This window comes from Yersinia fenwicki (genome assembly GCF_043099325.1).
In the GTDB taxonomy this organism is placed as follows: Bacteria; Pseudomonadota; Gammaproteobacteria; order Enterobacterales; family Enterobacteriaceae; genus Yersinia.
In genome coordinates this window covers 4332527-4358033 of sequence record NZ_CP170755.1, presented here as the reverse complement: position 1 = coordinate 4358033, position 25507 = coordinate 4332527, and the positions used below count along the sequence as shown (strand labels likewise).

Genomic DNA, 25507 nt, shown 5'->3' with positions numbered 1-25507 from the left:
GGCACAGAAAATGGTAGATCAGGAGAAGGAAACCACTCATTTTGGTTTTCGCACCGTAGCCAAAGAACAAAAAGAAGGCATGGTGGCAGAAGTTTTTCATTCCGTAGCCGCTAAATACGATCTGATGAATGACCTGATGTCGTTCGGTGTTCACCGTATTTGGAAGCGTTTTACTATTGACTGTAGCGGTGTTCGGCGCGGTCAACGGGTATTGGATCTGGCAGGTGGCACCGGCGATTTAACCGCCAAGTTTTCTCGTCTGGTGGGGGAACAAGGTGAGGTCGTTCTGGCTGATATCAACGAGTCAATGTTGCGTATGGGCCGTGAAAAGCTGCGTGATAAAGGTATTGTTGGTAATGTCAGCTATGTTCAGGCGAATGCTGAAGCGTTACCTTTTCCTGATAATTACTTTGATTGTATTACCATTTCATTCGGCTTGAGAAATGTAACTGAAAAAGAAAAGGCGCTGCGGTCGATGTTTCGGGTATTAAAACCCGGTGGTCGCTTACTGGTTCTTGAATTCTCTAAGCCACTTCTGGAGCCTTTGAGTAAAGCCTATGATGCATACTCCTTCCATATTTTGCCTAAGATTGGTGAACTTGTGGCACAGGACTCTGAAAGCTACCGTTATTTGGCTGAGTCTATTCGTATGCACCCCAACCAAGAAACACTGAAGGGCATGATGATGGATGCCGGGTTTGAAAACGTAACCTATTCCAATTTAACCGGTGGCATTGTTGCGTTACATCGGGGCTTCAAGTTCTAACAGGAGTCTGGTTATGCCGCTAAAATCACTGATATTTAACTCCTTGTCACTGAAACCAACTTTGCTGTCGCCACTAATAACTGCTGCTATAGAAACATCACTAAATAGTGTGTTATTTCGTGATAAAAGCTTGAAGGCTGCACGTTTACGCTTAGCGGGAAAAGTGCTGAGTATCGAGTTGCGTGAGGTGAGTTTTCCTCTGCTATTAGTATTTAGCGAGCGGCAGGTTGATGTTTTAAGTCAATGGGATGGTGATGCGGATTGCACAGTGAAAACGAACGTTGCTGTGCTGGCAAAGCTGCGGGACCGTCAACAGCTTTCACCTTTGATGCGTAGTGGTGAATTGGTTGTCGAGGGTGATATCCAAGTAGTTCAGCAACTGATCACCTTACTTGATCTTGCTGAATGGGAACCAGCTGAATGGCTGGCTCCCTATATTGGCGATATCGCAGCGGAAACCGTTGGGCAGGTCATCCATAAAAGTAACCGTTTTCTTCGTAAGCAGTTTCAACAGCAACAGCATTACGTCGCTGAAGCAATAACTGAAGAATGGAAAATAGCGCCAGCGCCGCTGGAGGTGGTGTGGTTTAACGAAGAGGTTGATGCTACCGCTCGTGCAACCGAGGCTTTGACTGCCAGATTGGCAACCATGGAGACAAAACAATGACGCCAGGAGAACTTCGGCGCCTGTATCTTATCATTCGAGTTTTCTTGAGCTATGGGCTAGATGAGTTAATCCCGAATATACGTTTGACGTTACCATTACGTGTTGGTCGTCATCTATTTTTCTGGTTGCCAAATCGTCATAAAGATAAACCGCTGGGTGAGCGTTTGCGCCTTGCCTTACAGGAGCTAGGGCCAGTTTGGATCAAGTTTGGCCAAATGATGTCCACAAGGCGAGACCTCTTCCCGCCAGCAATTGCTGATCAACTTGCGTTGTTACAGGATAGAGTCGCTCCATTTGATGGTGCATTAGCACGCAAGCACATTGAAATTGCGATGGGAGGACCATTAGAAACATGGTTTGACGATTTTGAACAAGAAGCTTTAGCCTCCGCCTCTATCGCGCAAGTACATACGGCACGTTTAAAAGAGAACGGTCAGGAAATTGTACTCAAAGTTATTCGTCCTGATATTTTGCCAATTATTAAAGCTGATGTGCGGTTGATGTACCGTCTGGCTGGCTGGGTACCCAAACTTTTACCTGATGGCCGTAGATTGCGTCCACGGGAAGTTGTGCGTGAATATGAAAAAACACTGCTTGATGAGCTAAATTTGCTGCGAGAAGCCGCTAATGCTATTCAACTGCGTCGTAACTTTGAAGACAGTCCAATGCTCTATATTCCCGAAGTCTATTCTGATTATTGCCGGGAAAGTGTATTGGTCATGGAGCGAATTTACGGCATTCCAGTATCTGATATTGCAGCTTTGGAAGATCAAGGCACCAATATGAAGTTGCTGGCTGAACGTGGGGTTCAAGTATTTTTCACTCAGGTTTTCCGTGACAGTTTTTTCCATGCAGATATGCACCCTGGAAATATCTTTGTCAGTTATGAGCATCCTCATGACCCGCTTTATATTGGCATTGATTGCGGAATCGTCGGTTCACTAAATAAAGCAGATAAGCGCTATCTTGCTGAAAACTTTATTGCTTTCTTTAATCGGGATTATCGGCGGGTTGCAGAACTGCATGTTGATTCTGGCTGGGTTCCTCGTGATACCAATGTTGAAGATTTTGAATTCGCTATTCGTACCGTCTGCGAACCTATTTTTGAAAAACCGCTAGCCGAAATATCCTTTGGCCATGTGTTATTGAATCTCTTTAACACTGCACGCCGCTTTAATATGGAAGTACAACCACAGTTGGTTTTACTGCAAAAAACTTTGTTGTATGTCGAGGGCTTAGGGCGTCAGCTTTATCCTCAGCTTGACCTTTGGACGACGGCTAAGCCTTTCCTGGAAAGCTGGCTACGAGATCAAGTCGGGTTGCCTGCGGTCATTCGTGCATTGAAGGAAAAAGCACCATTCTGGGCTGAAAAATTTCCTGAGCTGCCAGAGCTCGTGTATGACAGTTTGCAGCAGCATAAATTATTACAGCAAAGTGTCGATAAACTCACAACTCAAATGCAAGGCCAGCAACAACGTCAGGGCCAATCACGGTATTTGTTCGGTGTTGGCGCTACACTATTAGTCAGTGGTACCATTTTATTCTTAGCCAATGCGGTAGAGCTCTCAATTGGGTTCATTGTCGCTGGAGTATTGGCTTGGCTTATTGGTTGGCGGCGAACCAGTTAATGACTTATCGCTAAAAGTATCTGTGGATAGTCTATTAGGCGACTTATGAGTTATGGAAAAGTTATTCAATAAGTCGCTTATTTGTTTAAGAAGCTATGCGCTAGTTCAAAATGCGGTAAGTTAGATAGGTATTCACAGGGGTTATATGACGTATAATGCGGCCCTCTGTGGAATAACCCTTGTATATAGAGGTGAATGTAATGGGTGGTATAAGTATTTGGCAGTTATTAATCATTGCCGTGATTGTTGTTCTGCTGTTTGGTACTAACAAACTGCGGACCTTAGGGTCAGATCTGGGCGCTTCCATCAAAGGTTTTAAAAAGGCGATGGGTGATGAGCCACAAACTCCTCCAACTGACGCTAATAAAACCAGTAACGATGCTGATTTTGCAAAATCGATTACTGAAAAACAGCAGCCAGTTGCTAAAGCTGAAGAGTCTAAGAGTCACGACAAAGAGCAGGGATAAGCTGTGTTCGACATCGGGTTTAGTGAACTGCTGCTGGTTCTTGTGATAGGCCTGGTCGTACTCGGGCCAGAACGACTTCCGGTTGCTGTTAGAACAGTTGCGGGTTGGATTCGTACATTGCGCTCACTTGCGGCCACTGTGCAAAACGAATTAGCGCAAGAGCTTAAGATCCAAGAATTGCAAGATAGCCTCAAAAAAGCAGAAGAAGCTGGTTTGCAAAATCTGACACCTGAACTGAAAGCTTCAATGGATGAACTCAAAGAGGCCGCTGAAGCACTCAAACGCTCCTATCATTCTGACATTGGTTCGGAAGCACCGCACACGATCCATAATCCGCTCGTTACCGAACCGGAAGCTATTCATGATGGTGTGACGCCTGCTGAGTCTGCAACGAAGGCTCAAGCATCACCTCAAGCACCGGCTACTGACGTTGATAAAGCTGTCACCCCGACAGCGGTTGAAACTGCTTCTAATAACAATGAGAAACCCATTGTTCAGGTTGAGGCATTTTCTTCGTCTATCTCTTCTGCAGATAGAGAGCCGGTTCCTGTTACGAACACACCCGTAACGAAGGTACAAACGGCTACAGTTGACACCCATAGCACAGATTCACTCGGTGCTGACCAACCTCGAACTCACCAACCTGGCGGCGATCGGTAAACATGGCTGTTGATGATACCCAACCCCTTATTACTCATTTAATAGAACTGCGTAAGCGGCTATTGAATTGCATCATCACTATTTTAGTGGTTTTTTTCGTATTGATTTTCTTTGCCAATGATATCTACCACCTGGTCTCAGCACCGTTGATCAAACAACTGCCTGTTGGTTCCAGTATGATCGCAACAGATGTCGCATCACCGTTCTTTACCCCGATTAAATTGACCATGATGGTCTCGGTGTTTGTTTCAGCGCCGATGATCCTCTATCAGGTTTGGGCATTTATAGCCCCTGCGCTGTATAAACATGAGCGCCGCTTGATGGTCCCGCTGCTGATATCTAGTAGCTTCTTATTTTATCTGGGAATGGCATTTGCTTACTTTGTTGTTTTCCCGTTAGCTTTTGGTTTTTTTGCCAAAACAGCGCCGGAAAGTGTGCTTATCGCAACGGATATCACCAAATATCTTGATTTTGTCATGGCACTTTTTATGGCTTTTGGTATTTCTTTCGAAGTCCCGATAGCGATAATTCTTCTGTGCTGGGCTGGTGTGACAACGCCGGAAGCATTGAAGAAAAAACGCCCTTATGTGTTTGTTGGTGCATTTGTTGTAGGGATGCTTCTCACCCCGCCAGATGTGTTATCACAGACATTATTAGCGATTCCGATGTATCTGTTATTTGAAGTGGGGGTGTTCTTTGCTCGCTTCTACACTGGCAAACAACGCCGTACAGATATTGAGGAAGAGGATGAAGAAGTCGATAATCATCCTAAAGAGTCTTAAGTCTCTACTTTAATATTTTAGCCGCCCTCTGGGCGGCTTCTGTTTTGGGACGCTTATGTTTGATATCGGTGTGAACTTAACCAGCTCACAATTTACAAAAGACTGTTCTCAAGTTGTGGCTCGGGCAAAAGAGGCTGGTGTTACCGGTATGCTGATTACCGGGACAAATGCTGAAGAAAGCCAGGCAGCCTCTGAGCTAGCTATGGCTTATCCCGGCTATGGCTGGTCAACCGCAGGTGTTCATCCTCATCATGCGAGTAGTTGGCAAATAGATGTGGAGCAGCAAATCAGGGTATTGGCAGCCAATGCCAGTGTGGTCGCCATTGGTGAGTGTGGTCTAGATTTTAATCGCAACTTCTCTACTCCAGTTGAACAAGAGGTTGCCTTTACAGCACAGTTAGCCTTGGCTGCTGAATTTTCTTTGCCGGTATTCCTGCATTGCCGAGAGGCACATGATCGTTTCATCACTCTACTTTCACCTTGGCTAGATAAAATCCCCGCAGCTGTTGTGCATTGTTTTACCGGCACCGCTGATGAATTGGATTCCTGTCTGGCATTGGGCTTATCTATCGGTATCACTGGTTGGGTTTGCGATGAACGCCGTGGCCTTGAGCTGAGAGCATTATTATCGCGTATTCCCGCCCAACAATTACTGTTAGAAACTGATGCCCCATATTTATTGCCGCGGGATATACATCCTAAACCTGCATCTCGTCGCAATGAGCCCTGCTTTCTGCCTCATATCGTCCAGCAGGTTGCTGTCTGGCGACAAGAAGACCCCCAATGGCTGGGACAGAAAACTGATGAAAACGCCCGCCGGATTTTCCGGTTGGTTTGAGTTAGGAGAACAATATGAGCTATGCATTTCCGGGCACCTTCCCTGGTCGCCGTATGCGCCGTGTGCGCCGTCATGATTTCAGTCGTCGACTGGTCGCTGAAAATCAGCTGACAGTTAATGATTTGATCTATCCAGTGTTTGTGATGGAAGGAAACAACCATCAGCAAGCCGTTTCGTCTATGCCGGGTGTCTCGCGTATGACGATTGATTTGTTGGTGAAAGAAGCTGAGGCCATTGCCAAGCTTGGCGTCCCGGTCATATCGTTATTCCCGGTCATTGAACCAGGTATGAAGTCACTACACGCGGAAGAATCCTATAACCCGAATGGCCTGGTACAGCGCACTGTCCGTGCATTAAAAGATGCAGTGCCAGAGTTAGGTATTCTTACAGATGTTGCACTCGACCCATACACGACCCATGGGCAAGATGGTGTGATTGATGCTGATGGTTATGTCATAAACGATATCACCAAAGAAATTTTAGTGCGTCAGGCCTTATCACATGCAGAAGCTGGCGCAGAGATTGTTGCCCCGAGCGATATGATGGATGGCCGCATTGGTGCTATTCGCGATCAGTTAGAACTTCAAGGTCTGGTAAATACACAAATCATGGCGTATTCAGCCAAGTATGCCTCTTGTTATTATGGCCCATTCCGCGATGCAATTGGCTCCAGTAGCAATTTGAAAGGTGGCAATAAAAAAACCTATCAAATGGACCCGGCGAATAGCGATGAAGCGTTGCAAGAAATCGCTCAGGACTTGCAGGAAGGGGCGGATATGGTGATGGTTAAACCGGGCATGCCATATTTGGATGTAGTGCGTCGGGTGAAAGATACCTTTGGGGTTCCGACATTTGCCTATCAGGTTTCTGGCGAATATGCGATGCATATGGCCGCAATACAAAATGGCTGGCTGCAAGAGAAACCGACGGTGATGGAGTCTCTATTGTGCTTTAAACGCGCGGGTGCGGATGGGGTATTAACCTATTTTGCCAAGCAAGTCGCACAATGGCTGCATGACGATCAGATGCAACGTTAACCGTTTGATTATCAAGAGAATTAGTTCTCAATAATAAGCACCAAGGTAGGCACTGAAATATCTACCTTGGTGCTGTGAGTTAGTATCTTATTTTTTTTCGAATTGACGATTATCCAGGCTTTGCAATACTGGGCTATTGAGCATATTCAATAATAGCATTGAGCGTGCCTCGCCATCTGGTTCGGTATAAATTGCTTGTAAACCAGCAAATACCCCCTCTGTAATAATCACGGTATCACCGGGTGTAGGTATCTCTGGCGCAATGATTTTATCCGTTGTATGAGATTGCATTTCGCTAATCACCATTGCCGGAATGACCGCAGGTTGTGCACCAAACCTGACAAAGTGGCTTACACCTCGGGTGGCACTTATCGTTGTGGTATGAATGTGTTCTGGATCAAACTCCACAAATAAATAATTCGGGAATAATGCTTCCGTGGTTTCAATTCGTTTTCCGCGCATTATCTTTTCGATAGTGACAATCGGTGTCCAGCAAGTCACTTCTTGTCGCTCTAAGTGTTCCTTAGCGCGTAATAGCTGACCACGTTTACAATATAATAAATGCCAATGTTTCATAATTTCATATGCCTTTAGGTACTACTTGGCAGCATAGCAAAAGTGGGGATACATATACAGTGAGCCAAAAAACGTCATTTGATATATATATTTGTTCTGTAAAGAGTTAGCTATATTTTATATCGACAACATTCTATCGGTGCTTGTAAATGTTGATGCCAAATAGCAGCATGCTATTTTTCGAGTTAGTCTGCATTCATTTTTAACAAAAAGACAGCAACTGCTATAAAGACAGCCTATAATGGCGCATCACCTAGCCGCCGAAATGATCAGCATGAAATACCGTGACTTACGTGACTTCCTCTCGTTGCTGGAACAGAGGGGCGAACTTAAACGAATTAGCCAGCCCATTGATCCCTATCTGGAAATGACAGAAATAGCCGATCGTACTTTGCGAGCTGGCGGGCCTGCATTGCTTTTTGAGAATCCGAAGGGCTATAACATGCCCGTGCTATGTAACCTGTTTGGTACGACTAAGCGGGTTGCGATGGGGATGGGGCAAGAAGATGTCAGCGCATTGCGAGATGTCGGCAAATTATTGGCGTTCCTGAAAGAACCTGATCCGCCGAAAGGTTTTCGTGACCTGTTCGATAAACTGCCTAAATTTAAGCAGGTATTGAATATGCCGACGAAATGTTTAAGCTCCGCCCCGTGCCAAGAGCAAGTGTGGGAAGGCGAGGATGTCGATCTGAGCCGAATTCCTGTTATGCACTGCTGGCCGGAGGATGCAGCCCCATTAGTCTCTTGGGGCCTGACGGTGACCCGCGGGCCGCATAAAGAGCGGCAGAATCTGGGTATTTACCGCCAGCAAGTGTTGGGCAAAAACAAGTTAATTATGCGCTGGCTTTCCCACCGAGGCGGCGCTTTAGACTATCAAGAATGGTGCGAGGCGCATCCTGGTGAACGTTTCCCGGTCGCCGTCGCGTTGGGGGCTGATCCTGCGACTATTTTGGCTGCGGTAACGCCTGTGCCAGATACCTTATCTGAATATGCTTTTGCCGGTTTATTGCGTGGGCATAAAACCGAAGTCGTAAAGTGTCTCTCCAACTCACTTGAAGTTCCTGCAAGTGCAGAAATTGTATTGGAAGGATATATTGAGCAGGGTGAGATGGCACCGGAAGGCCCTTATGGCGATCATACCGGTTATTACAACGAGATTGATAGCTTCCCTGTCTTTACCGTCACACATATTACCCAACGCAAAGACGCGATTTATCATTCAACCTATACTGGTCGTCCACCGGATGAACCGGCGGTAATGGGCGTTGCGCTGAACGAAGTATTTGTTCCTATTTTGCAAAAGCAATTCCCAGAGATTGTTGATTTTTATCTGCCGCCAGAAGGCTGTTCATACCGCCTGGCTGTGGTAACCATCAAGAAACAGTATGCTGGTCATGCTAAACGCGTGATGATGGGCGTTTGGTCGTTTTTACGCCAGTTTATGTATACGAAATTTGTTATTGTTTGTGACGATGATATTAACGCTCGTGATTGGAATGATGTTATTTGGGCAATTACCACCCGAATGGATCCGTCGCGCGATACGGTGTTAATTGAAAATACACCAATAGATTATTTGGATTTCGCCTCACCGGTTTCCGGTTTGGGATCGAAAATGGGGCTGGATGCCACTAACAAATGGCCAGCTGAGACTCCGCGTGAATGGGGGCGTCCAATTAAAATGGATGAAGAAGTCCGCGCCCGTGTTGATGCTATTTGGGACGAGCTTGCCATTTTCAGTGATAAAGAGACGAAACGCTAACCAGCGTCCATTTTGTCCTTAGTTTTGCATTTGATGACCCGACAGAGGGAAGGCATGACAACTTTAAGCTGTAAAGTAACCTCCGTAGAGGCCATTACCGATACGGTGTACCGGGTGCAGTTGGTACCTGCATCTGCATTTTCTTTCCGTGCTGGGCAGTATTTGATGGTCGTAATGGATGAGCGCGATAAGCGCCCATTCTCTATGGCATCCACGCCACTGCAAAAAGACTCCATTGAGCTGCATATCGGGGCTTCGGAGCTGAATTTATACGCCATGGCGGTAATGGATCGAATTCTGAAAGAGAAAACGTTGGATGTGGATATTCCTCACGGTGAGGCATGGTTCCGCGAGGGCAGTCATCGTCCATTGATATTGATTGCAGGCGGTACTGGTTTTTCCTATGCGCGTTCAATTTTGTTGGCGGCGTTAGCAGAACAACCTGATCGTGAAGTTTCTATCTATTGGGGCGGACGCGAAGCTGTGCATTTATATGACCTCAGCGAATTAGAAGCGCTGTCGATTCAGTATCCGCAGTTGAAAGTTATTCCTGTGGTTGAGCAACCAGAAGAAGGCTGGCGCGGTCGTACCGGAACTGTGCTAAGTGCCGTATTGCAAGATTATGGTTCTCTCGCTGAGCAGGATATTTATATCGCAGGTCGTTTTGAAATGGCGAAGATTGCTCGTGAGCGTTTTTGTGCCGAGCGTGGTGCACTGGAAGCGCATATCTATGGTGATGCTTTTGCTTTTATTTAAGTGAAACACCAGATAAAAAGCCCGCCCCTGACAGGCGGGAAAACGGCAACTAAACTCTGGTTATCAGGGCCTGTATTCAGGCCCTAAATATTTTGGTCATACGCGCTCAAAGATGGTAGCAATGCCTTGGCCTAAGCCGATACACATGGTTGCCAGACCGAATTGCACGTCACGGCGCTCCATCAGATTGAGTAACGTGGTAGAAATACGCGCTCCTGAACAGCCCAATGGATGGCCGAGTGCAATGGCTCCCCCATTCAGGTTTACTTTATCATCCATGCTCTCCAGCAAACCCAAACCTTTCAGGCAAGCCAGTGACTGAGCAGCAAACGCCTCATTTAATTCAAATAATCCAATATCTTCGAGCTTAAGCCCAGCACGTTTTAGCGCCAGTTGGCTGGCGGGTACTGGGCCATATCCCATAATCGACGGATCGCAGCCGACGACAGCCATTGAGCGAATACGAGCGCGTGGTGTTAAACCTAAGGATTTTGCTCGGGATTCGCTCATGATAAGCATGGCAGAGGCCCCATCGGAAAGTGCTGATGATGTCCCAGCGGTCACTGTGCCATTCACTGGATCAAAGGCTGGTCGCAAAGCCGCTAGCCCAGTTAGATTGGTTTCTGGACGAATGACTTCATCGAAATCAAAGCGTTTTAATATGCCATCAGCATCATGCCCATGGGTGGCGACAATCTCTTTGGCAAAATGGCCCGCCTGAGTAGCAGCATAAGCGCGCTGATGAGAGCGTACCGCAAATTCATCTTGTGATTGACGACTGATATTGTGGATTTTTGCCAGCATTTCAGCTGTTAACCCCATCATACCGGCTGCTTTAGCCACCGTGCGGCCCATGCCTGGATGAAAGTCCACGCCATGATTCATCGGTACGTGGCCCATATGTTCTACGCCACCAATCAAACTGACTTGTGCATCACCCACCATGATAGCCCGAGCTCCATCATGCAAAGCTTGCATCGAGGACCCACACAGGCGGTTAACTGTTACCGCCGGGACGCTATGGGGAATTTCTGCCAGTAAAGACGCGTTGCGGGCGATGTTAAAACCCTGCTCCAGCGTTTGTTGCACACAGCCCCAATAGATATCGTCGATTTCGGCAGCATTCAGCTTAGGGGTGCGGCTCAGTACTTCTCGCATTAAATGCGCGGAGAGGTCTTCTGCTCGAACCTGTCGGAATGCACCGCCTTTGGAGCGGCCCATCGGTGTACGGACGGCATCAATAATGACTACATTTTCCATGTTTTCAGACCTCATGCCGGTTGACTGATAGAGACATCCAGCAGCGCTGCTGCCACAGGATAATAGCTTTCGTTATGTGCAGCTTTGGCTCTCAATCCCGGCGGGATTTGATACAACGGTCCAAGATGGGTATATCGTTGAGCCATTTCGGCATAATTTGCACTACCGAGGGTATCCAGGTAACGGAAGACGCCGCCGTGGAATGGAGGGAATCCAAGTCCATACACCAACGCCATATCACCTTCCGCAGGGCTGGCAATAATGCTTTCTTCCAAGCATCTCACCACCTCATTGATCATCGGGATCATGGTTCGGGCAATAATATCGTCATCACTAAATTTCTGATGCGGTTGGCTGACTTGCGCCAGTAATGCGTCTACTTGTTCATCATTCTCTTTACGCGGTTTGCCTTTGGTATCTTGGGTATAGCGATAGAAGCCTTGGCCATTCTTTTGACCAAACCGTTGGTTATCAAACATCACGTCAACTGCATCGCGATAATCTTTATTCATACGCTCAGGGAAACCAATGGCCATCACAGCCTGTGCATGGTGCGCGGTATCAATGCCCACCACATCTAATAGATAAGCAGGGCCCATTGGCCAGCCAAATTGCTTTTCCATCACTTTATCAATTTGGCGGAAGTCCGCCCCGTCTCTGACTAACATGCCGAATCCAGCCAGATACGGGAATAAAACGCGGTTAACAAAGAAGCCTGGGCAATCATTGACTACAATCGGGGTTTTACCCATTTGCGTGGCATATGCCACAACCGCGGCGATAGTTTTATCTGAGGTTTTGGTACCACGAATAATTTCAACCAACGGCATCCGGTGTACTGGATTGAAAAAGTGCATGCCGCAGAAATTTTCTGGACGTTTAAGGGATTTGGCGAGCTGATCAATCGGAATTGTAGAAGTGTTAGAAGCCAGAACAGTTTCTTCGCCGATAAGCGTTTCAACCTCTGCCAGAACCGCCGCTTTGACTTTTGGATTTTCTACTACCGCTTCCACAATGACTTGAGCGCGTTCGATGCCGGCATAATCTAATGTTGGCTGGATGGTTGCTAAGATATTTGCCATTTTTAGGCCATCTATCTTGCCGCGTTCCAGCTGTTTATTCAGCAATTTGGCCGCTTCATTCATCCCTAATGTGAGGGATTTGTCATTAATATCTTTCATGATGACCGGCACACCTTTCAGTGCCGATTGATAGGCAATCCCGCCGCCCATAATCCCGGCACCCAGCACCGCGGCCTGTTTTGGTGCGCTGACACCTTTGGACAGCTTTTTAGCCTGACCTTTAACATATTGGTCATTCAAGAAAATACCGACTAATGCACGCGCTTCATTGGAACCAGCTAAGGGAACAAAACTATTGGTTTCCAGCTTCAATGCTTCGGCGCGGCCAAATTTCGCCGCGGCTTCAATAGTTTTGACGGCAGTCAAGGGAGCTGGATAGTGTTTACCGGCGACTTGCATGACCATACCTTTGGCAATGGTAAAGCACATCGCGGCTTCGGTCGGATTGAGCTTTAGTGGCTCTAATTTCGGGCGACGTGCAGCTTGCCAGTCGAGTTTCCCGTCAATCGCTTGTCTCAACATGCTTAACGCGGCATCGACCAACTTTTCGGGGGCGACAACGGCATCAACCAGCCCAACTTTTAAGGCATCTTTGGCAATAATGTCTTTACCTGCCGCAATAATTTCCAGCGCACTGTCTGCGCCTAATAAACGCGGTAAACGAACTGAACCGCCGAAGCCCGGCATGATACCGAGTTTGGTTTCCGGTAGGCCGATACGTGCTTCTGGCGAGGCCACGCGAAAATCAGTCGTTAAAATACATTCACATCCGCCACCCAGTGCATACCCATTGATTGCTGCAATGGTCGGCACCGGTAAGTCTTCTAAACGATTGAAAATATCGTTGGCGAAAACCAACCATTGATGCAACTTTTCTGGCGGCTCGTTAAACAGGGATAGAAACTCGGTAATATCGGCACCGACAATAAAGGCTGCTTTGGCTGAGCGTAATAGCAACCCTTTGAGTTCACTTTGTTTTTCTAACACAACCAAGGCTTCGCCCAGATTGGCTACAGTTAGGGTATCCAGCTTATTAACTGAACCTGGTGCATCAAACACCAACTCGGCAATGCCGTTTTCCAGCCAGTGAAGCTTTAGTGTTTCGCTTTGGTAGAGCATATCTATCTCCTGAATAAGCGCATGTGATCTGGTATGACCAGATATTCAGGAAGTGTGGATATTTTGTTAATGAATTGCAAACAAGAGATTGATTTTTTGCAGTGAAGATCACAGTCAATCAGATGGGTTAATTGATTTTTATCATGTTTATTCACCACAGTTTTACGCGTAAGGTAGTGTCATTAACTCGCCAATAAGAGGTCGTCGAAACATGACTTTGGCGACTATGATAAGATGAAAAAATTAAGTTCTAATAGCGAAGGGTACTGTGATGGAAACGCTGGCTTCTTTATATAACGAACATTTGTCCACCCTGCAACAACGCACCCGCGATGTGTTAGAGCGCCATCAGTTGGATGCTTTATTGATTCATTCCGGTGAGTTACAACGTATTTTCCTTGATGACCGCGACTATCCTTTTAAGGTTAATGCTCAATTCAAAGCTTGGGTGCCGGTGACACAAGTTCCAAACTGCTGGTTATGGGTTGATGGCGTTAATACGCCGAAGTTATGGTTTTACTCCCCGGTAGATTATTGGCACAGTGTTGAGCCACTTCCAGACAGCTTCTGGACCAAATCCCTTGATATTCAGCCTTTAGCTAATGCCGATGACATTGCACAGCAATTGCCGGTGCAGCGCGAGCGAGTTGCCTATATTGGTTATGCTCAGCAACGCGCTCAGGCTCTGGGTTTCAGTGCTGAAAACATTAACCCTAAACCGGTGTTGGATTACCTTCATTTTTACCGCTCTTATAAAACAGATTATGAGCTGGCGTGTATGCGTGAAGCGCAAAAGACCGCAGTGGCTGGGCATCGGGCTGCTCATGAAGCATTTCAGTCCGGCATGAGCGAGTTTGATATCAATCTGGCCTATCTGATGGCCACGGGGCATCGTGATACTGATGTTCCATACGATAATATTGTTGCGCTGAATGAACATTCGGCGGTATTGCATTACACCATCTTGCAGCATCAGCCTCCGGCAGAGATTCGTAGTTTCCTGATTGATGCGGGTGCTGAATACAACGGCTATGCTGCTGATTTGACCCGTACCTATGCCGCAGACAGTGAAAACGATTTTGCCGCATTGATCAAAGATCTTAATAATGAACAGCTTGCACTGATTAAAACCATTAAAAGCGGTGAGCGCTATACCGATTATCATGTTCAGATGCATCAACGTATTGCGAAGTTACTGCGCACTCATAATCTGGTCACCGGTATCAGCGAAGAGGCGATGGTTGAGCAGGGTATTACCTGTCCATTCCTACCTCATGGATTGGGCCACCCTCTTGGATTGCAAGTACATGATAGTGCTGGTTTTATGCAGGACGATAAAGGGACTCACCTTAGCGCGCCATCCAAGTACCCTTACTTACGTTGTACCCGTATTCTGCAACCGCGCATGGTTTTGACTATCGAACCGGGCCTCTACTTTATTGAGTCACTCTTGGCACCTTGGCGCTCAGGGAAGTTCAGTCAGCATTTCAATTGGGATCTTATTGAAACACTGAAGCCTTATGGTGGCATTCGTATAGAAGATAATATCGTTATTCATGATAATCGGGTTGAGAACATGACTCGCGACCTGAAGCTGGACTGATGCAGCCTTATTTGATACCTGCGGCTTCGGTGACTATCAGCGAAGAGATTAAAAAAAGTCGTTTCATTACTTTACTGACTCATACCTGTGGGGTGAATGAAGCGAAAGATTTTATTCAGCAGGTAAAGCAACAACACCCAACAGCCCGGCATCATTGCTGGGCTTTTGTTGCTGGGACGCCCACAGATTCACAGCAGTTAGGATTTTCCGATGATGGCGAGCCTTCAGGCACCGCGGGTAAACCGATTCTGGCTCAATTGATGGGCAGTGGGATAGGTGAAATTACTGCGGTGGTTGTGCGCTATTATGGCGGTATCAAGCTGGGTACTGGTGGGTTAGTCAGAGCTTATGGCAGTGGTGTTCAGCAAGCGTTAAAACAGATTGAAGTAAAATATAAAGTCCCGCAGGTAGAATATACTTTGCAGTGTGACTATGGGCAGCTCGCGATGGTCGAAATACTATTACAGCAGGTTGAAGGCCAGATTTTACAGAGTGAATATGCACAATTCGTGACTCTTCATCTCTCTTTGCCAGCAACTCAAGCCAGTCAGGTCGGGGATAAATTGCGAGATCTCAGTCGTGGTACGTTGCAATTGACGCCCATTTCGCAATAATCCCCATCCAAGTGAATTGCTAAGGAACGCGCCGGAATGCATTTTCGTGCCATAACCCGTATTGTTGGCCTGCTAGTCATCTTATTCTCCGGGACAATGTTTATTCCCGGCTTAGTGGCCTTGATCTATCGTGATGGTGCCGGCCGTGCCTTCAGCGAAACTTTCTTTGTTGCTTTGTCAATAGGCCTGTTGCTGTGGCTACCGAACCGAAAACAGAAGCATGAGTTGAAGCCGCGCGAGGGGTTTCTGATTGTAGTGTTGTTCTGGACGGTGCTGGGCAGTGTCGGGGCATTACCTTTCTTATTCTCTGAGCGCCCGAACCTTTCGCTAACTGATGCATTCTTTGAATCATTCTCTGGGCTGACCACCACAGGAGCTACCACGCTGGTGGGGTTAGATTCACTGCCTAAGGCCATTTTATTCTATCGACAAATGCTGCAATGGCTGGGCGGCATGGGGATCATCGTATTGGCGGTGGCCATTTTGCCTATTTTGGGTGTTGGGGGGATGCAGCTCTATCGGGCTGAAATGCCAGGCCCATTGAAAGACAATAAAATGCGGCCTCGAATCGCCGAAACTGCGAAAACACTGTGGCTTATCTATGTCTTGCTAACCATTGCTTGTGCACTTTCTTTATGGGCCGCGGGTATGTCGGTGTTTGATGCTATCTCTCACAGCTTCTCGACTATTGCGATAGGTGGCTTTTCTACCCATGACGCCAGTATCGGATATTTCAACAGCCCAACGATTAACACCATCATTGGTATTTTCTTGCTGATTTCGGGCTGTAACTTTGGTCTGCATTTCGCTGTACTCAGTGGCCGCAGTTTGAAAGTTTATTGGCGTGATCCCGAATTCCGTATGTTTATCTTTGTACAATTGACGCTGGTTATCGTTTGTACCTTGGTGCTCTGGCAGCACAGCGTATACAAGTCGGGGCTGGAAACCTTAAATCAGGCATTCTTCCAAGTGGTCTCAATGGCGACCACGGCGGGCTTCACAACGGACAGTATTTCTAAGTGGCCGTTGTTCCTGCCGATACTTTTATTGTGCTCCGCGTTTATCGGGGGGTGTGCCGGGTCAACCGGTGGTGGTTTGAAAGTTATCCGTATCCTGTTGCTCTATCTGCAAGGCTCGCGTGAATTAAAACGTTTGGTTCATCCGAATGCGGTTTACACCATTAAGCTGGGGCGGCGAGCATTACCAGAACGAATACTGGAAGCGGTGTGGGGGTTCTTCTCCGCATATGCTTTGGTTTTCATTATCAGCATGTTGGCCATCATCGCGACGGGTGTCGATGAGTTTTCTGCTTTTGCGGCAGTGACTGCAACACTGAACAACCTTGGGCCAGGCTTAGGTGTTGTCGCCGATAACTTCACATCTATGAATCCTGCTGCTAAATGGATATTAGTGATAACAATGTTATTTGGCCGGTTGGAAGTTTTCACTTTGCTGGTTCTCTTCACCCCAACATTCTGGCGTGAGTAATTCTGCATAAGGAACATTGTTATGAAAGTATTGATACTTTTCTCCAGCCGAGACGGCCAAACACAAACCATCGCCTCTTATATAGCGAAGGAATTATCAACTGCAGCTACGTGCGAAATACAGGACTTGGCCGAGGCGGGGCAAATAGATCTGAGCCAGTATCAACAAGTAATGATTGGTGCTTCTGTTCGTTATGGGCATTTCAGTCCGGTGTTGAGTAAATTCGTCAATCAACACCTCGAACAACTTAATCAGATGCCAAGCGCGTTCTTTGCCGTCAACCTGACTGCGCGTAAACCAGAGAAGCGTTCACCACAAACCAATGCCTATGTGCGCAAGTTCTTACTTAGCACGCCTTGGCAGCCAACATTGTGCGCGGTATTTGCTGGAGCGCTGCGTTACCCTCGCTATCGGTGGATAGACAAAGTCATGATTCAACTTATTATGCGCATGACGGGCGGAGAAACGGATACCAGTAAAGAAGTTGAGTATACCGATTGGCAACAGGTTAGCGGTTTTACCCAGAATTTCTCGGCGCTACAGTACGAAAAGTAACAATAATGGTGGTTATCACCGCAAATTGTTGAAATAAAACACGGTTGAAAAGTTTTTTGAAATTAGGGGTTGCAGGCTGTCAGGAACTCCCTATAATGCGCCTCCACTGACCGGGAACAACGAAATACACTTCGCCGGGTCAGGAAGAGAAATGATTGAGTTTGACTTCGAAAGAAACCAAATAAACTCTTGACTCTTCAGCGGGAAAGCGTATTATCTTCCTCCCGCGTTACCGTAAGATTCGCCGCAAGGCAAACGGGTAACGAACGCTCTTTAACAATTTATCAGACAATCTGTGTGGGCACTCGCAAGACGATATCGAAGCCTGTTTCGACAGGCAGAAGAAATATCAAAGTCTTGAAGAGTGACCAAAGCAGTACACATTTGAACTTCGGTTCGAATGCATATTTGCAGAAAGTAATCTTTGAGCATCGCTATGTTAACTCATAGCAAATCAAACAAATCTTAAATTGAAGAGTTTGATCATGGCTCAGATTGAACGCTGGCGGCAGGCCTAACACATGCAAGTCGAGCGGTAACACAAGAGAGCTTGCTCTCTGGGTGACGAGCGGCGGACGGGTGAGTAATGTCTGGGAAACTGCCTGATGGAGGGGGATAACTACTGGAAACGGTAGCTAATACCGCATAACGTCTACGGACCAAAGTGGGGGACTTTCGGGCCTCACGCCATCGGATGTGCCCAGATGGGATTAGCTAGTAGGTGGGGTAATGGCTCACCTAGGCGACGATCCCTAGCTGGTCTGAGAGGATGACCAGCCACACTGGAACTGAGACACGGTCCAGACTCCTACGGGAGGCAGCAGTGGGGAATATTGCACAATGGGCGCAAGCCTGATGCAGCCATGCCGCGTGTGTGAAGAAGGCCTTCGGGTTGTAAAGCACTTTCAGCGAGGAGGAAGGCATAAAGGTTAATAACCTTTGTGATTGACGTTACTCGCAGAAGAAGCACCGGCTAACTCCGTGCCAGCAGCCGCGGTAATACGGAGGGTGCAAGCGTTAATCGGAATTACTGGGCGTAAAGCGCACGCAGGCGGTTTGTTAAGTCAGATGTGAAATCCCCGCGCTTAACGTGGGAACTGCATTTGAAACTGGCAAGCTAGAGTCTTGTAGAGGGGGGTAGAATTCCAGGTGTAGCGGTGAAATGCGTAGAGATCTGGAGGAATACCGGTGGCGAAGGCGGCCCCCTGGACAAAGACTGACGCTCAGGTGCGAAAGCGTGGGGAGCAAACAGGATTAGATACCCTGGTAGTCCACGCTGTAAACGATGTCGACTTGGAGGTTGTGCCCTTGAGGCGTGGCTTCCGGAGCTAACGCGTTAAGTCGACCGCCTGGGGAGTACGGCCGCAAGGTTAAAACTCAAATGAATTGACGGGGGCCCGCACAAGCGGTGGAGCATGTGGTTTAATTCGATGCAACGCGAAGAACCTTACCTACTCTTGACATCCACAGAATTTAGCAGAGATGCTTTAGTGCCTTCGGGAACTGTGAGACAGGTGCTGCATGGCTGTCGTCAGCTCGTGTTGTGAAATGTTGGGTTAAGTCCCGCAACGAGCGCAACCCTTATCCTTTGTTGCCAGCACGTTATGGTGGGAACTCAAAGGAGACTGCCGGTGATAAACCGGAGGAAGGTGGGGATGACGTCAAGTCATCATGGCCCTTACGAGTAGGGCTACACACGTGCTACAATGGCAGATACAAAGTGAAGCGAACTCGCGAGAGCAAGCGGACCACATAAAGTCTGTCGTAGTCCGGATTGGAGTCTGCAACTCGACTCCATGAAGTCGGAATCGCTAGTAATCGTAGATCAGAATGCTACGGTGAATACGTTCCCGGGCCTTGTACACACCGCCCGTCACACCATGGGAGTGGGTTGCAAAAGAAGTAGGTAGCTTAACCTTCGGGAGGGCGCTTACAACTTTGTGATTCATGACTGGGGTGAAGTCGTAACAAGGTAACCGTAGGGGAACCTGCGGTTGGATCACCTCCTTACCTAACGATACGCATTGCGCAGTGTCCACACAGATTGTCTGATAGAAAGTAACGAGCAAATAAGGCCGGACTGAGAAATTAGTCGGGCTTTAGTACCTTGTTGGGTCTGTAGCTCAGGTGGTTAGAGCGCACCCCTGATAAGGGTGAGGTCGGTGGTTCAAGTCCACTCAGACCCACCAACTCACCATTCCCTGTTGAGTTGCAGCAATAAGGTGATTTGCTTTTTATATGGGGCTATAGCTCAGCTGGGAGAGCGCCTGCCTTGCACGCAGGAGGTCAGCGGTTCGATCCCGCTTAGCTCCACCATATAAAAATTATTTCAAAACGTACTGCGGTCGCAAGACACAGTGTGTTGTGAAATATTGCTCTTTAACAATCTGGAACAAGCTGAAAATTGAAACAATACAGCTGAAACTTATCTCTCCGTAGAGGTACTGAGATAAGGATTAACCTGTATTAGAGTCTCTCAAATAATCACAACGCAAGTTGTCGTCAAGACACCTTCGGGTTGTGAGGTTAAGCGACTAAGCGTACACGGTGGATGCCTAGGCAGTCAGAGGCGATGAAGGGCGTGCTAATCTGCGATAAGCGTCGGTAAGGTGATATGAACCGTTACAACCGACGATACCCGAATGGGGAAACCCAGTGCAATTCGTTGCACTATTGCATGGTGAATACATAGCCATGCAAGGCGAACCGGGGGAACTGAAACATCTAAGTACCCCGAGGAAAAGAAATCAACCGAGATTCCCCCAGTAGCGGCGAGCGAACGGGGAGGAGCCCAGAGTCTGAATCAGTTTGTGTGTTAGTGGAAGCGTCTGGAAAGTCGCAGGGTACAGGGTGATACTCCCGTACACAAAAACACACTTGCTGTGAACTCGATGAGTAGGGCGGGACACGTGACATCCTGTCTGAATATGGGGGGACCATCCTCCAAGGCTAAATACTCCTGACTGACCGATAGTGAACCAGTACCGTGAGGGAAAGGCGAAAAGAACCCCGGCGAGGGGAGTGAAATAGAACCTGAAACCGTGTACGTACAAGCAGTGGGAGCACCTTCGTGGTGTGACTGCGTACCTTTTGTATAATGGGTCAGCGACTTATATTTTGTAGCAAGGTTAACCGAATAGGGGAGCCGTAGGGAAACCGAGTCTTAACTGGGCGTCTAGTTGCAAGGTATAGACCCGAAACCCGGTGATCTAGCCATGGGCAGGTTGAAGGTTGGGTAACACTAACTGGAGGACCGAACCGACTAATGTTGAAAAATTAGCGGATGACTTGTGGCTGGGGGTGAAAGGCCAATCAAACCGGGAGATAGCTGGTTCTCCCCGAAAGCTATTTAGGTAGCGCCTCGTGAACTCATCTTCGGGGGTAGAGCACTGTTTCGGCTAGGGGGCCACCCCGGCTTACCAAACCGATGCAAACTCCGAATACCGAAGAATGTTATCACGGGAGACACACGGCGGGTGCTAACGTCCGTCGTGAAGAGGGAAACAACCCAGACCGCCAGCTAAGGTCCCAAAGTCATGGTTAAGTGGGAAACGATGTGGGAAGGCATAGACAGCCAGGATGTTGGCTTAGAAGCAGCCATCATTTAAAGAAAGCGTAATAGCTCACTGGTCGAGTCGGCCTGCGCGGAAGATGTAACGGGGCTAAACCATGCACCGAAGCTGCGGCAGCGACACTTAGGTGTTGTTGGGTAGGGGAGCGTTCTGTAAGCCGTTGAAGGTGACCTGTGAGGGTTGCTGGAGGTATCAGAAGTGCGAATGCTGACATAAGTAACGATAATGCGGGTGAAAAACCCGCACGCCGGAAGACCAAGGGTTCCTGTCCAACGTTAATCGGGGCAGGGTGAGTCGACCCCTAAGGCGAGGCTGAAAAGCGTAGTCGATGGGAAACAGGTTAATATTCCTGTACTTGGTGTTACTGCGAAGGGGGGACGGAGAAGGCTAGGCTAGCCGGGCGACGGTTGTCCCGGTTTAAGCATGTAGGCGGAGCGACTTGGTAAATCCGGTTGCTTATCAACGCTGAGGTGTGATGACGAGCCACTACGGTGGTGAAGTAGTTGATGCCAAGCTTCCAGGAAAAGCCTCTAAGCATCAGGTAACATTAAATCGTACCCCAAACCGACACAGGTGGTCAGGTAGAGAATACTCAGGCGCTTGAGAGAACTCGGGTGAAGGAACTAGGCAAAATGGTGCCGTAACTTCGGGAGAAGGCACGCTGGCATTAGGTAAAGAGACTTGCTCTCGGCGCCGAAGCCAGTCGCAGATACCAGCTGGCTGCAACTGTTTAATAAAAACACAGCACTGTGCAAACACGAAAGTGGACGTATACGGTGTGACGCCTGCCCGGTGCTGGAAGGTTAATTGATGGGGTCAGCCGCAAGGCGAAGCTCTTGATCGAAGCCCCAGTAAACGGCGGCCGTAACTATAACGGTCCTAAGGTAGCGAAATTCCTTGTCGGGTAAGTTCCGACCTGCACGAATGGCGTAATGATGGCCAGGCTGTCTCCACCCGAGACTCAGTGAAATTGAACTCGCTGTGAAGATGCAGTGTACCCGCGGCAAGACGGAAAGACCCCGTGAACCTTTACTATAGCTTGACACTGAACATTGAGCCTTGATGTGTAGGATAGGTGGGAGGCAACGAAGTGTGGACGCCAGTCTGCATGGAGCCAACCTTGAAATACCACCCTTTAATGTTTGATGTTCTAACTCGGCCCCGTAATCCGGGGTGAGGACAGTGTCTGGTGGGTAGTTTGACTGGGGCGGTCTCCTCCCAAAGAGTAACGGAGGAGCACGAAGGTTAGCTAATCACGGTCGGACATCGTGAGGTTAGTGCAAAGGCATAAGCTAGCTTGACTGCGAGAGTGACGGCTCGAGCAGGTACGAAAGTAGGTCTTAGTGATCCGGTGGTTCTGAATGGAAGGGCCATCGCTCAACGGATAAAAGGTACTCCGGGGATAACAGGCTGATACCGCCCAAGAGTTCATATCGACGGCGGTGTTTGGCACCTCGATGTCGGCTCATCACATCCTGGGGCTGAAGTAGGTCCCAAGGGTATGGCTGTTCGCCATTTAAAGTGGTACGCGAGCTGGGTTTAGAACGTCGTGAGACAGTTCGGTCCCTATCTGCCGTGGGCGTTGGAAGATTGAGAGGGGCTGCTCCTAGTACGAGAGGACCGGAGTGGACGAATCACTGGTGTTCGGGTTGTCATGCCAATGGCATTGCCCGGTAGCTAAATTCGGAAGAGATAACCGCTGAAAGCATCTAAGCGGGAAACTTGCCTCGAGATGAGTCTTCCCTGGGGCTTTAAGCCCCCTGAAGGAACGTTAAAGACTATGACGTTGATAGGCTGGGTGTGTAAGTGCAGCGATGCATTGAGCTAACCAGTACTAATGATCCGTGAGGCTTAACCTTACAACACCAAAGGTGTTTTGGATTTGAGAGAGTGAGATTAATTTTCAGCGAAGTTCCGAGATTGGGTTGGCTGGCTGGGTAGAGATACCAAGCGGGTTAATTAAAACAGAATTTGCCTGGCGGCCATAGCGCGGTGGGACCACCTGAACCCATGCCGAACTCAGAAGTGAAACGCCGTAGCGCCGATGGTAGTGTGGGGTCTCCCCATGCGAGAGTAGGACACTGCCAGGCATCAAATCAAGCCAAGACCCCATGCCAAAAGCGTGGGGTTTTTGCTATGTGTGAACTAAAAGCGCCATAAAAGAAGCCTTCTGCTGTGCAGAGGGCTTTTTTTATGCGCTCACTTAAAACAAAATACAATATGAGTATTATGATCGGTTAGACTAGCGCCAGAGCTAGTTAGAATGAGTACCTAATGTAATGTCGAATCAACGTTCCCCGCTAAAACATCTAAACACTTTTGCACTATCAGCCTACGCGAGCAATGTAATCAGTGCCAACTCTACACAAGAATTGATTGATGCATGGCATGAGTCTGTCTCGAAGCATCAACCTGTACTCTTGCTTGGGGAAGGTAGCAACGTGCTGTTTATTGAGAATTACTCAGGCACAGTATTACTTAATCGTATTAAAGGTATTACCTTTACTGAAGATGATACAGCTTGGCATCTGCATGTAGGCGCAGGGGAGAATTGGCACCAGTTGGTATGCTACTCGTTGCAAAACAATATGCCGGGTTTAGAGAACTTAGCCTTAATTCCAGGCTGCGTAGGCTCTGCTCCGATTCAAAATATTGGTGCATATGGTGTTGAGCTGCAGAAAGTATGTGAATATGTTGATTTACTCGATATGGAGAAAGGCACGCTTTTACGCCTTTCTGCTGAAGATTGCCAATTTGGTTATCGTGACAGCATATTTAAACATCACTACTGTCATAGGTTTGCCATTGTAGCTGTAGGTATCCGATTAATAAAATCTTGGGTACCAACACTAGGTTACGGCGATTTAACGCGTATGAACCCATTGACCGTGACAGCAATAGATATTTTCAACTCAGTCTGTGCGATGCGTCGGAGTAAGTTGCCGGATCCAACAGTGACTGGCAACGCAGGCAGTTTCTTTAAAAATCCTGTTGTGGATGCCGCTGTGGCTGAAGATATCGTGAAGCTTTATCCCAATGCGCCTCACTACCCACAGCCTGATGGAACAGTAAAGCTGGCTGCAGGCTGGCTTATCGATCAATGTGCGCTTAAAGGATACCAGATTGGTGGAGCCGCAGTGCATCAGCAGCAAGCTTTGGTACTGATTAATCTTGCAGAGGCAACTGGGCAGGATGTATTGGGGCTAGCTAGCCATATTCGTCAGCAGGTCGCAAAGAAGTTTGCCATTTGGTTGGAACCCGAGGTGCGCTTTATCGCAAGTAATGGTGAAGTTAATGCTGTGGAGCGTTTGTCGTGAAAGATATAAAAGTCCCCTTGCGATTAATCGGCATACTTGCCGACGGTGCTTTTCACTCAGGTGAGCAATTAGGTGAAATGTTAGGTATGAGTCGTGCTGCAATTAATAAGCATATGCACACAATCAGAGAATGGGGGCTAGATGTCTTCACTGTGCCTGGTAAGGGTTATAGCTTACCGGCACCTATCCAATTACTTGATGAACAAACCATATTAAGCTATTTGCCCTCAGGCCAAGTTGCTGTATTACCAGTAGTTGATTCGACGAATCAATATCTGTTAGATCGCATCACTGAACTTAAATCCGGTGATGCTTGTGTTGCCGAATATCAGCAAGCTGGCCGGGGTAGACGTGGCCGCCAGTGGGTATCTCCTTTTGGTGCTAATCTTTATTTATCAATGTTCTGGAGATTGGAACAAGGTCCTGCGGCCGCAATGGGACTAAGTTTAGTGGTGGGCATTGTCATGGCTGAGGTACTGCATAAATTGGGTGCAGAGCACGTCCGCGTCAAGTGGCCGAATGATTTATATTTGAACGATAAGAAACTGGCTGGAATATTAGTGGAACTCACTGGGAAAACGGGTGATGCAGCACAGTTGGTTATTGGTGCCGGTATTAATCTGACCATGCGTGAATCAACGACTAATGTTATCAGTCAAGACTGGATCAATTTACAAGAAGCTGGCGTTAATATTGATCGTAATAAACTGACAGCTGAATTGCTATCCGAGTTACGATTGGCAGTAGTTAAATTTGAAAATGAGGGGTTATCCACCTTTATTTCACGTTGGCGAGAAATGGATAATTACCTTGATCGTCCAGTGAAGTTGATTATTGGAAACCAAGAAATATTTGGAATTGCTCGAGGGATAGACCAGCAAGGTGCACTATTATTAGAGCAGAACGGAAATGTAAAGTCGTATATTGGTGGCGAAATATCCCTTCGCGGAGTTTAATT

19 protein-coding genes, 2 tRNA genes and 3 rRNA genes are annotated in these 25507 nt (G+C 47.7%); 21 read left to right on the top strand and 3 right to left on the bottom strand.

Going from position 1 to position 25507, the window contains the following annotated elements; all coding sequences use genetic code 11:
* The first annotated feature begins 10 nt into the window (after positions 1-10).
* The 8 genes from ubiE (at position 11) to hemB (ending at position 6845) form a co-directional block, all read left to right on the top strand.
* A complete protein-coding gene (gene ubiE / locus ACF3VQ_RS19740) occupies positions 11-766 on the top strand; it encodes a bifunctional demethylmenaquinone methyltransferase/2-methoxy-6-polyprenyl-1,4-benzoquinol methylase UbiE (RefSeq protein WP_392432647.1) in 756 nt (251 codons plus the stop codon).
* Between the two features lie 13 nt (positions 767-779).
* Entirely contained in the window at positions 780-1433 is a 654-nt protein-coding gene (locus ACF3VQ_RS19735) for an SCP2 domain-containing protein (RefSeq protein WP_392432646.1), read from the top strand.
* Positions 1430-3061 (top strand): ubiquinone biosynthesis regulatory protein kinase UbiB, encoded by a 1632-nt coding sequence (gene ubiB / locus ACF3VQ_RS19730; RefSeq protein WP_392432645.1) that lies wholly within the window; start codon positions 1430-1432, stop codon positions 3059-3061. Before ACF3VQ_RS19735 ends, ubiB begins: the two co-directional genes overlap by 4 nt.
* A gap of 200 nt (positions 3062-3261) precedes the next feature.
* Positions 3262-3528 (top strand): Sec-independent protein translocase subunit TatA, encoded by a 267-nt coding sequence (gene tatA, locus ACF3VQ_RS19725; protein ID WP_005165598.1) that lies wholly within the window; start codon positions 3262-3264, stop codon positions 3526-3528.
* Between the two features lie 3 nt (positions 3529-3531).
* Positions 3532-4188 carry a Sec-independent protein translocase protein TatB gene (gene tatB / locus ACF3VQ_RS19720; RefSeq protein ID WP_392432644.1) on the top strand — a complete coding sequence of 219 codons (657 nt, stop codon included), beginning with the start codon at positions 3532-3534 and terminating at the stop codon, positions 4186-4188.
* Positions 4189-4190: 2 nt separating this feature from the next.
* Positions 4191-4970 (top strand): Sec-independent protein translocase subunit TatC, encoded by a 780-nt coding sequence (gene tatC / locus ACF3VQ_RS19715; protein ID WP_392432643.1) that lies wholly within the window; start codon positions 4191-4193, stop codon positions 4968-4970.
* Positions 4971-5025: 55 nt separating this feature from the next.
* The gene (gene tatD / locus ACF3VQ_RS19710) at positions 5026-5808 is read left to right on the top strand and encodes a 3'-5' ssDNA/RNA exonuclease TatD (RefSeq protein ID WP_392432642.1); all 783 of its coding nucleotides are present in this window, start codon (positions 5026-5028) and stop codon (positions 5806-5808) included.
* Positions 5809-5822: 14 nt separating this feature from the next.
* Positions 5823-6845, top strand: coding sequence for a porphobilinogen synthase (gene hemB, locus ACF3VQ_RS19705; RefSeq protein ID WP_392432641.1), 1023 nt, complete (start codon positions 5823-5825; stop codon positions 6843-6845).
* Positions 6846-6932: 87 nt separating this feature from the next.
* Here the strand turns inward: hemB and rfaH are convergent, their stop codons facing one another.
* Entirely contained in the window at positions 6933-7421 is a 489-nt protein-coding gene (rfaH, locus tag ACF3VQ_RS19700) for a transcription/translation regulatory transformer protein RfaH (protein WP_392432640.1), read from the bottom strand.
* Between the two features lie 265 nt (positions 7422-7686).
* Here rfaH and ubiD point away from each other — a divergent pair, with 265 nt between their 5' ends.
* Together ubiD and fre are read left to right on the top strand one after the other, a co-directional pair.
* Positions 7687-9183 carry a 4-hydroxy-3-polyprenylbenzoate decarboxylase gene (gene ubiD / locus ACF3VQ_RS19695; protein WP_392435723.1) on the top strand — a complete coding sequence of 499 codons (1497 nt, stop codon included), beginning with the start codon at positions 7687-7689 and terminating at the stop codon, positions 9181-9183.
* 54 nt (positions 9184-9237) lie between these two features.
* Positions 9238-9939 carry an NAD(P)H-flavin reductase gene (fre, locus tag ACF3VQ_RS19690; protein ID WP_046050043.1) on the top strand — a complete coding sequence of 234 codons (702 nt, stop codon included), beginning with the start codon at positions 9238-9240 and terminating at the stop codon, positions 9937-9939.
* 96 nt (positions 9940-10035) lie between these two features.
* Here the strand turns inward: fre and fadA are convergent, their stop codons facing one another.
* Complete coding sequence (gene fadA, locus ACF3VQ_RS19685; RefSeq protein WP_392432639.1) at positions 10036-11199, bottom strand: acetyl-CoA C-acyltransferase FadA; 1164 nt, start codon at positions 11197-11199, stop codon at positions 10036-10038.
* 11 nt (positions 11200-11210) lie between these two features.
* Positions 11211-13400, bottom strand: coding sequence for a fatty acid oxidation complex subunit alpha FadB (gene fadB, locus ACF3VQ_RS19680; protein ID WP_392432638.1), 2190 nt, complete (start codon positions 13398-13400; stop codon positions 11211-11213).
* Between the two features lie 271 nt (positions 13401-13671).
* On the opposite strand from fadB, the gene pepQ reads away from it, so the two are divergent.
* The 11 genes from pepQ (at position 13672) to birA (ending at position 25505) form a co-directional block, all read left to right on the top strand.
* Positions 13672-15003, top strand: coding sequence for a Xaa-Pro dipeptidase (gene pepQ / locus ACF3VQ_RS19675; protein WP_392432637.1), 1332 nt, complete (start codon positions 13672-13674; stop codon positions 15001-15003).
* Positions 15003-15617, top strand: a complete 615-nt coding sequence (locus tag ACF3VQ_RS19670; RefSeq protein ID WP_392432636.1) for an IMPACT family protein — start codon at positions 15003-15005, stop codon at positions 15615-15617. Before pepQ ends, ACF3VQ_RS19670 begins: the two co-directional genes overlap by 1 nt.
* Before the next feature lie 36 nt (positions 15618-15653).
* Positions 15654-17105: a Trk system potassium transporter TrkH gene (trkH, locus tag ACF3VQ_RS19665; protein WP_005176271.1), complete on the top strand. Its 1452-nt coding sequence runs from the start codon at positions 15654-15656 to the stop codon at positions 17103-17105.
* Positions 17106-17126: 21 nt separating this feature from the next.
* Positions 17127-17660 (top strand): menaquinone-dependent protoporphyrinogen IX dehydrogenase, encoded by a 534-nt coding sequence (gene hemG, locus ACF3VQ_RS19660; RefSeq protein ID WP_392432635.1) that lies wholly within the window; start codon positions 17127-17129, stop codon positions 17658-17660.
* Between the two features lie 467 nt (positions 17661-18127).
* A 16S ribosomal RNA gene (locus ACF3VQ_RS19655) occupies positions 18128-19670 on the top strand.
* A 102-nt stretch (positions 19671-19772) separates the two neighbouring features.
* Positions 19773-19849: transfer RNA gene (locus tag ACF3VQ_RS19650), tRNA-Ile, on the top strand.
* A gap of 51 nt (positions 19850-19900) precedes the next feature.
* Positions 19901-19976: transfer RNA gene (locus ACF3VQ_RS19645), tRNA-Ala, on the top strand.
* A 208-nt stretch (positions 19977-20184) separates the two neighbouring features.
* Positions 20185-23091: ribosomal RNA gene (locus ACF3VQ_RS19640) — 23S ribosomal RNA — on the top strand.
* 115 nt (positions 23092-23206) lie between these two features.
* Positions 23207-23322 (top strand): 5S ribosomal RNA (gene rrf, locus ACF3VQ_RS19635).
* The 16S, 23S and 5S rRNA genes sit together here with 2 tRNA genes alongside, the layout of an rRNA operon.
* Before the next feature lie 189 nt (positions 23323-23511).
* Complete coding sequence (murB, locus tag ACF3VQ_RS19630; RefSeq protein ID WP_392432634.1) at positions 23512-24549, top strand: UDP-N-acetylmuramate dehydrogenase; 1038 nt, start codon at positions 23512-23514, stop codon at positions 24547-24549.
* Entirely contained in the window at positions 24546-25505 is a 960-nt protein-coding gene (gene birA, locus ACF3VQ_RS19625; protein ID WP_392432633.1) for a bifunctional biotin--[acetyl-CoA-carboxylase] ligase/biotin operon repressor BirA, read from the top strand. The genes murB and birA overlap by 4 nt, the downstream gene beginning before the upstream one ends.
* Positions 25506-25507: the final 2 nt, after the last annotated feature.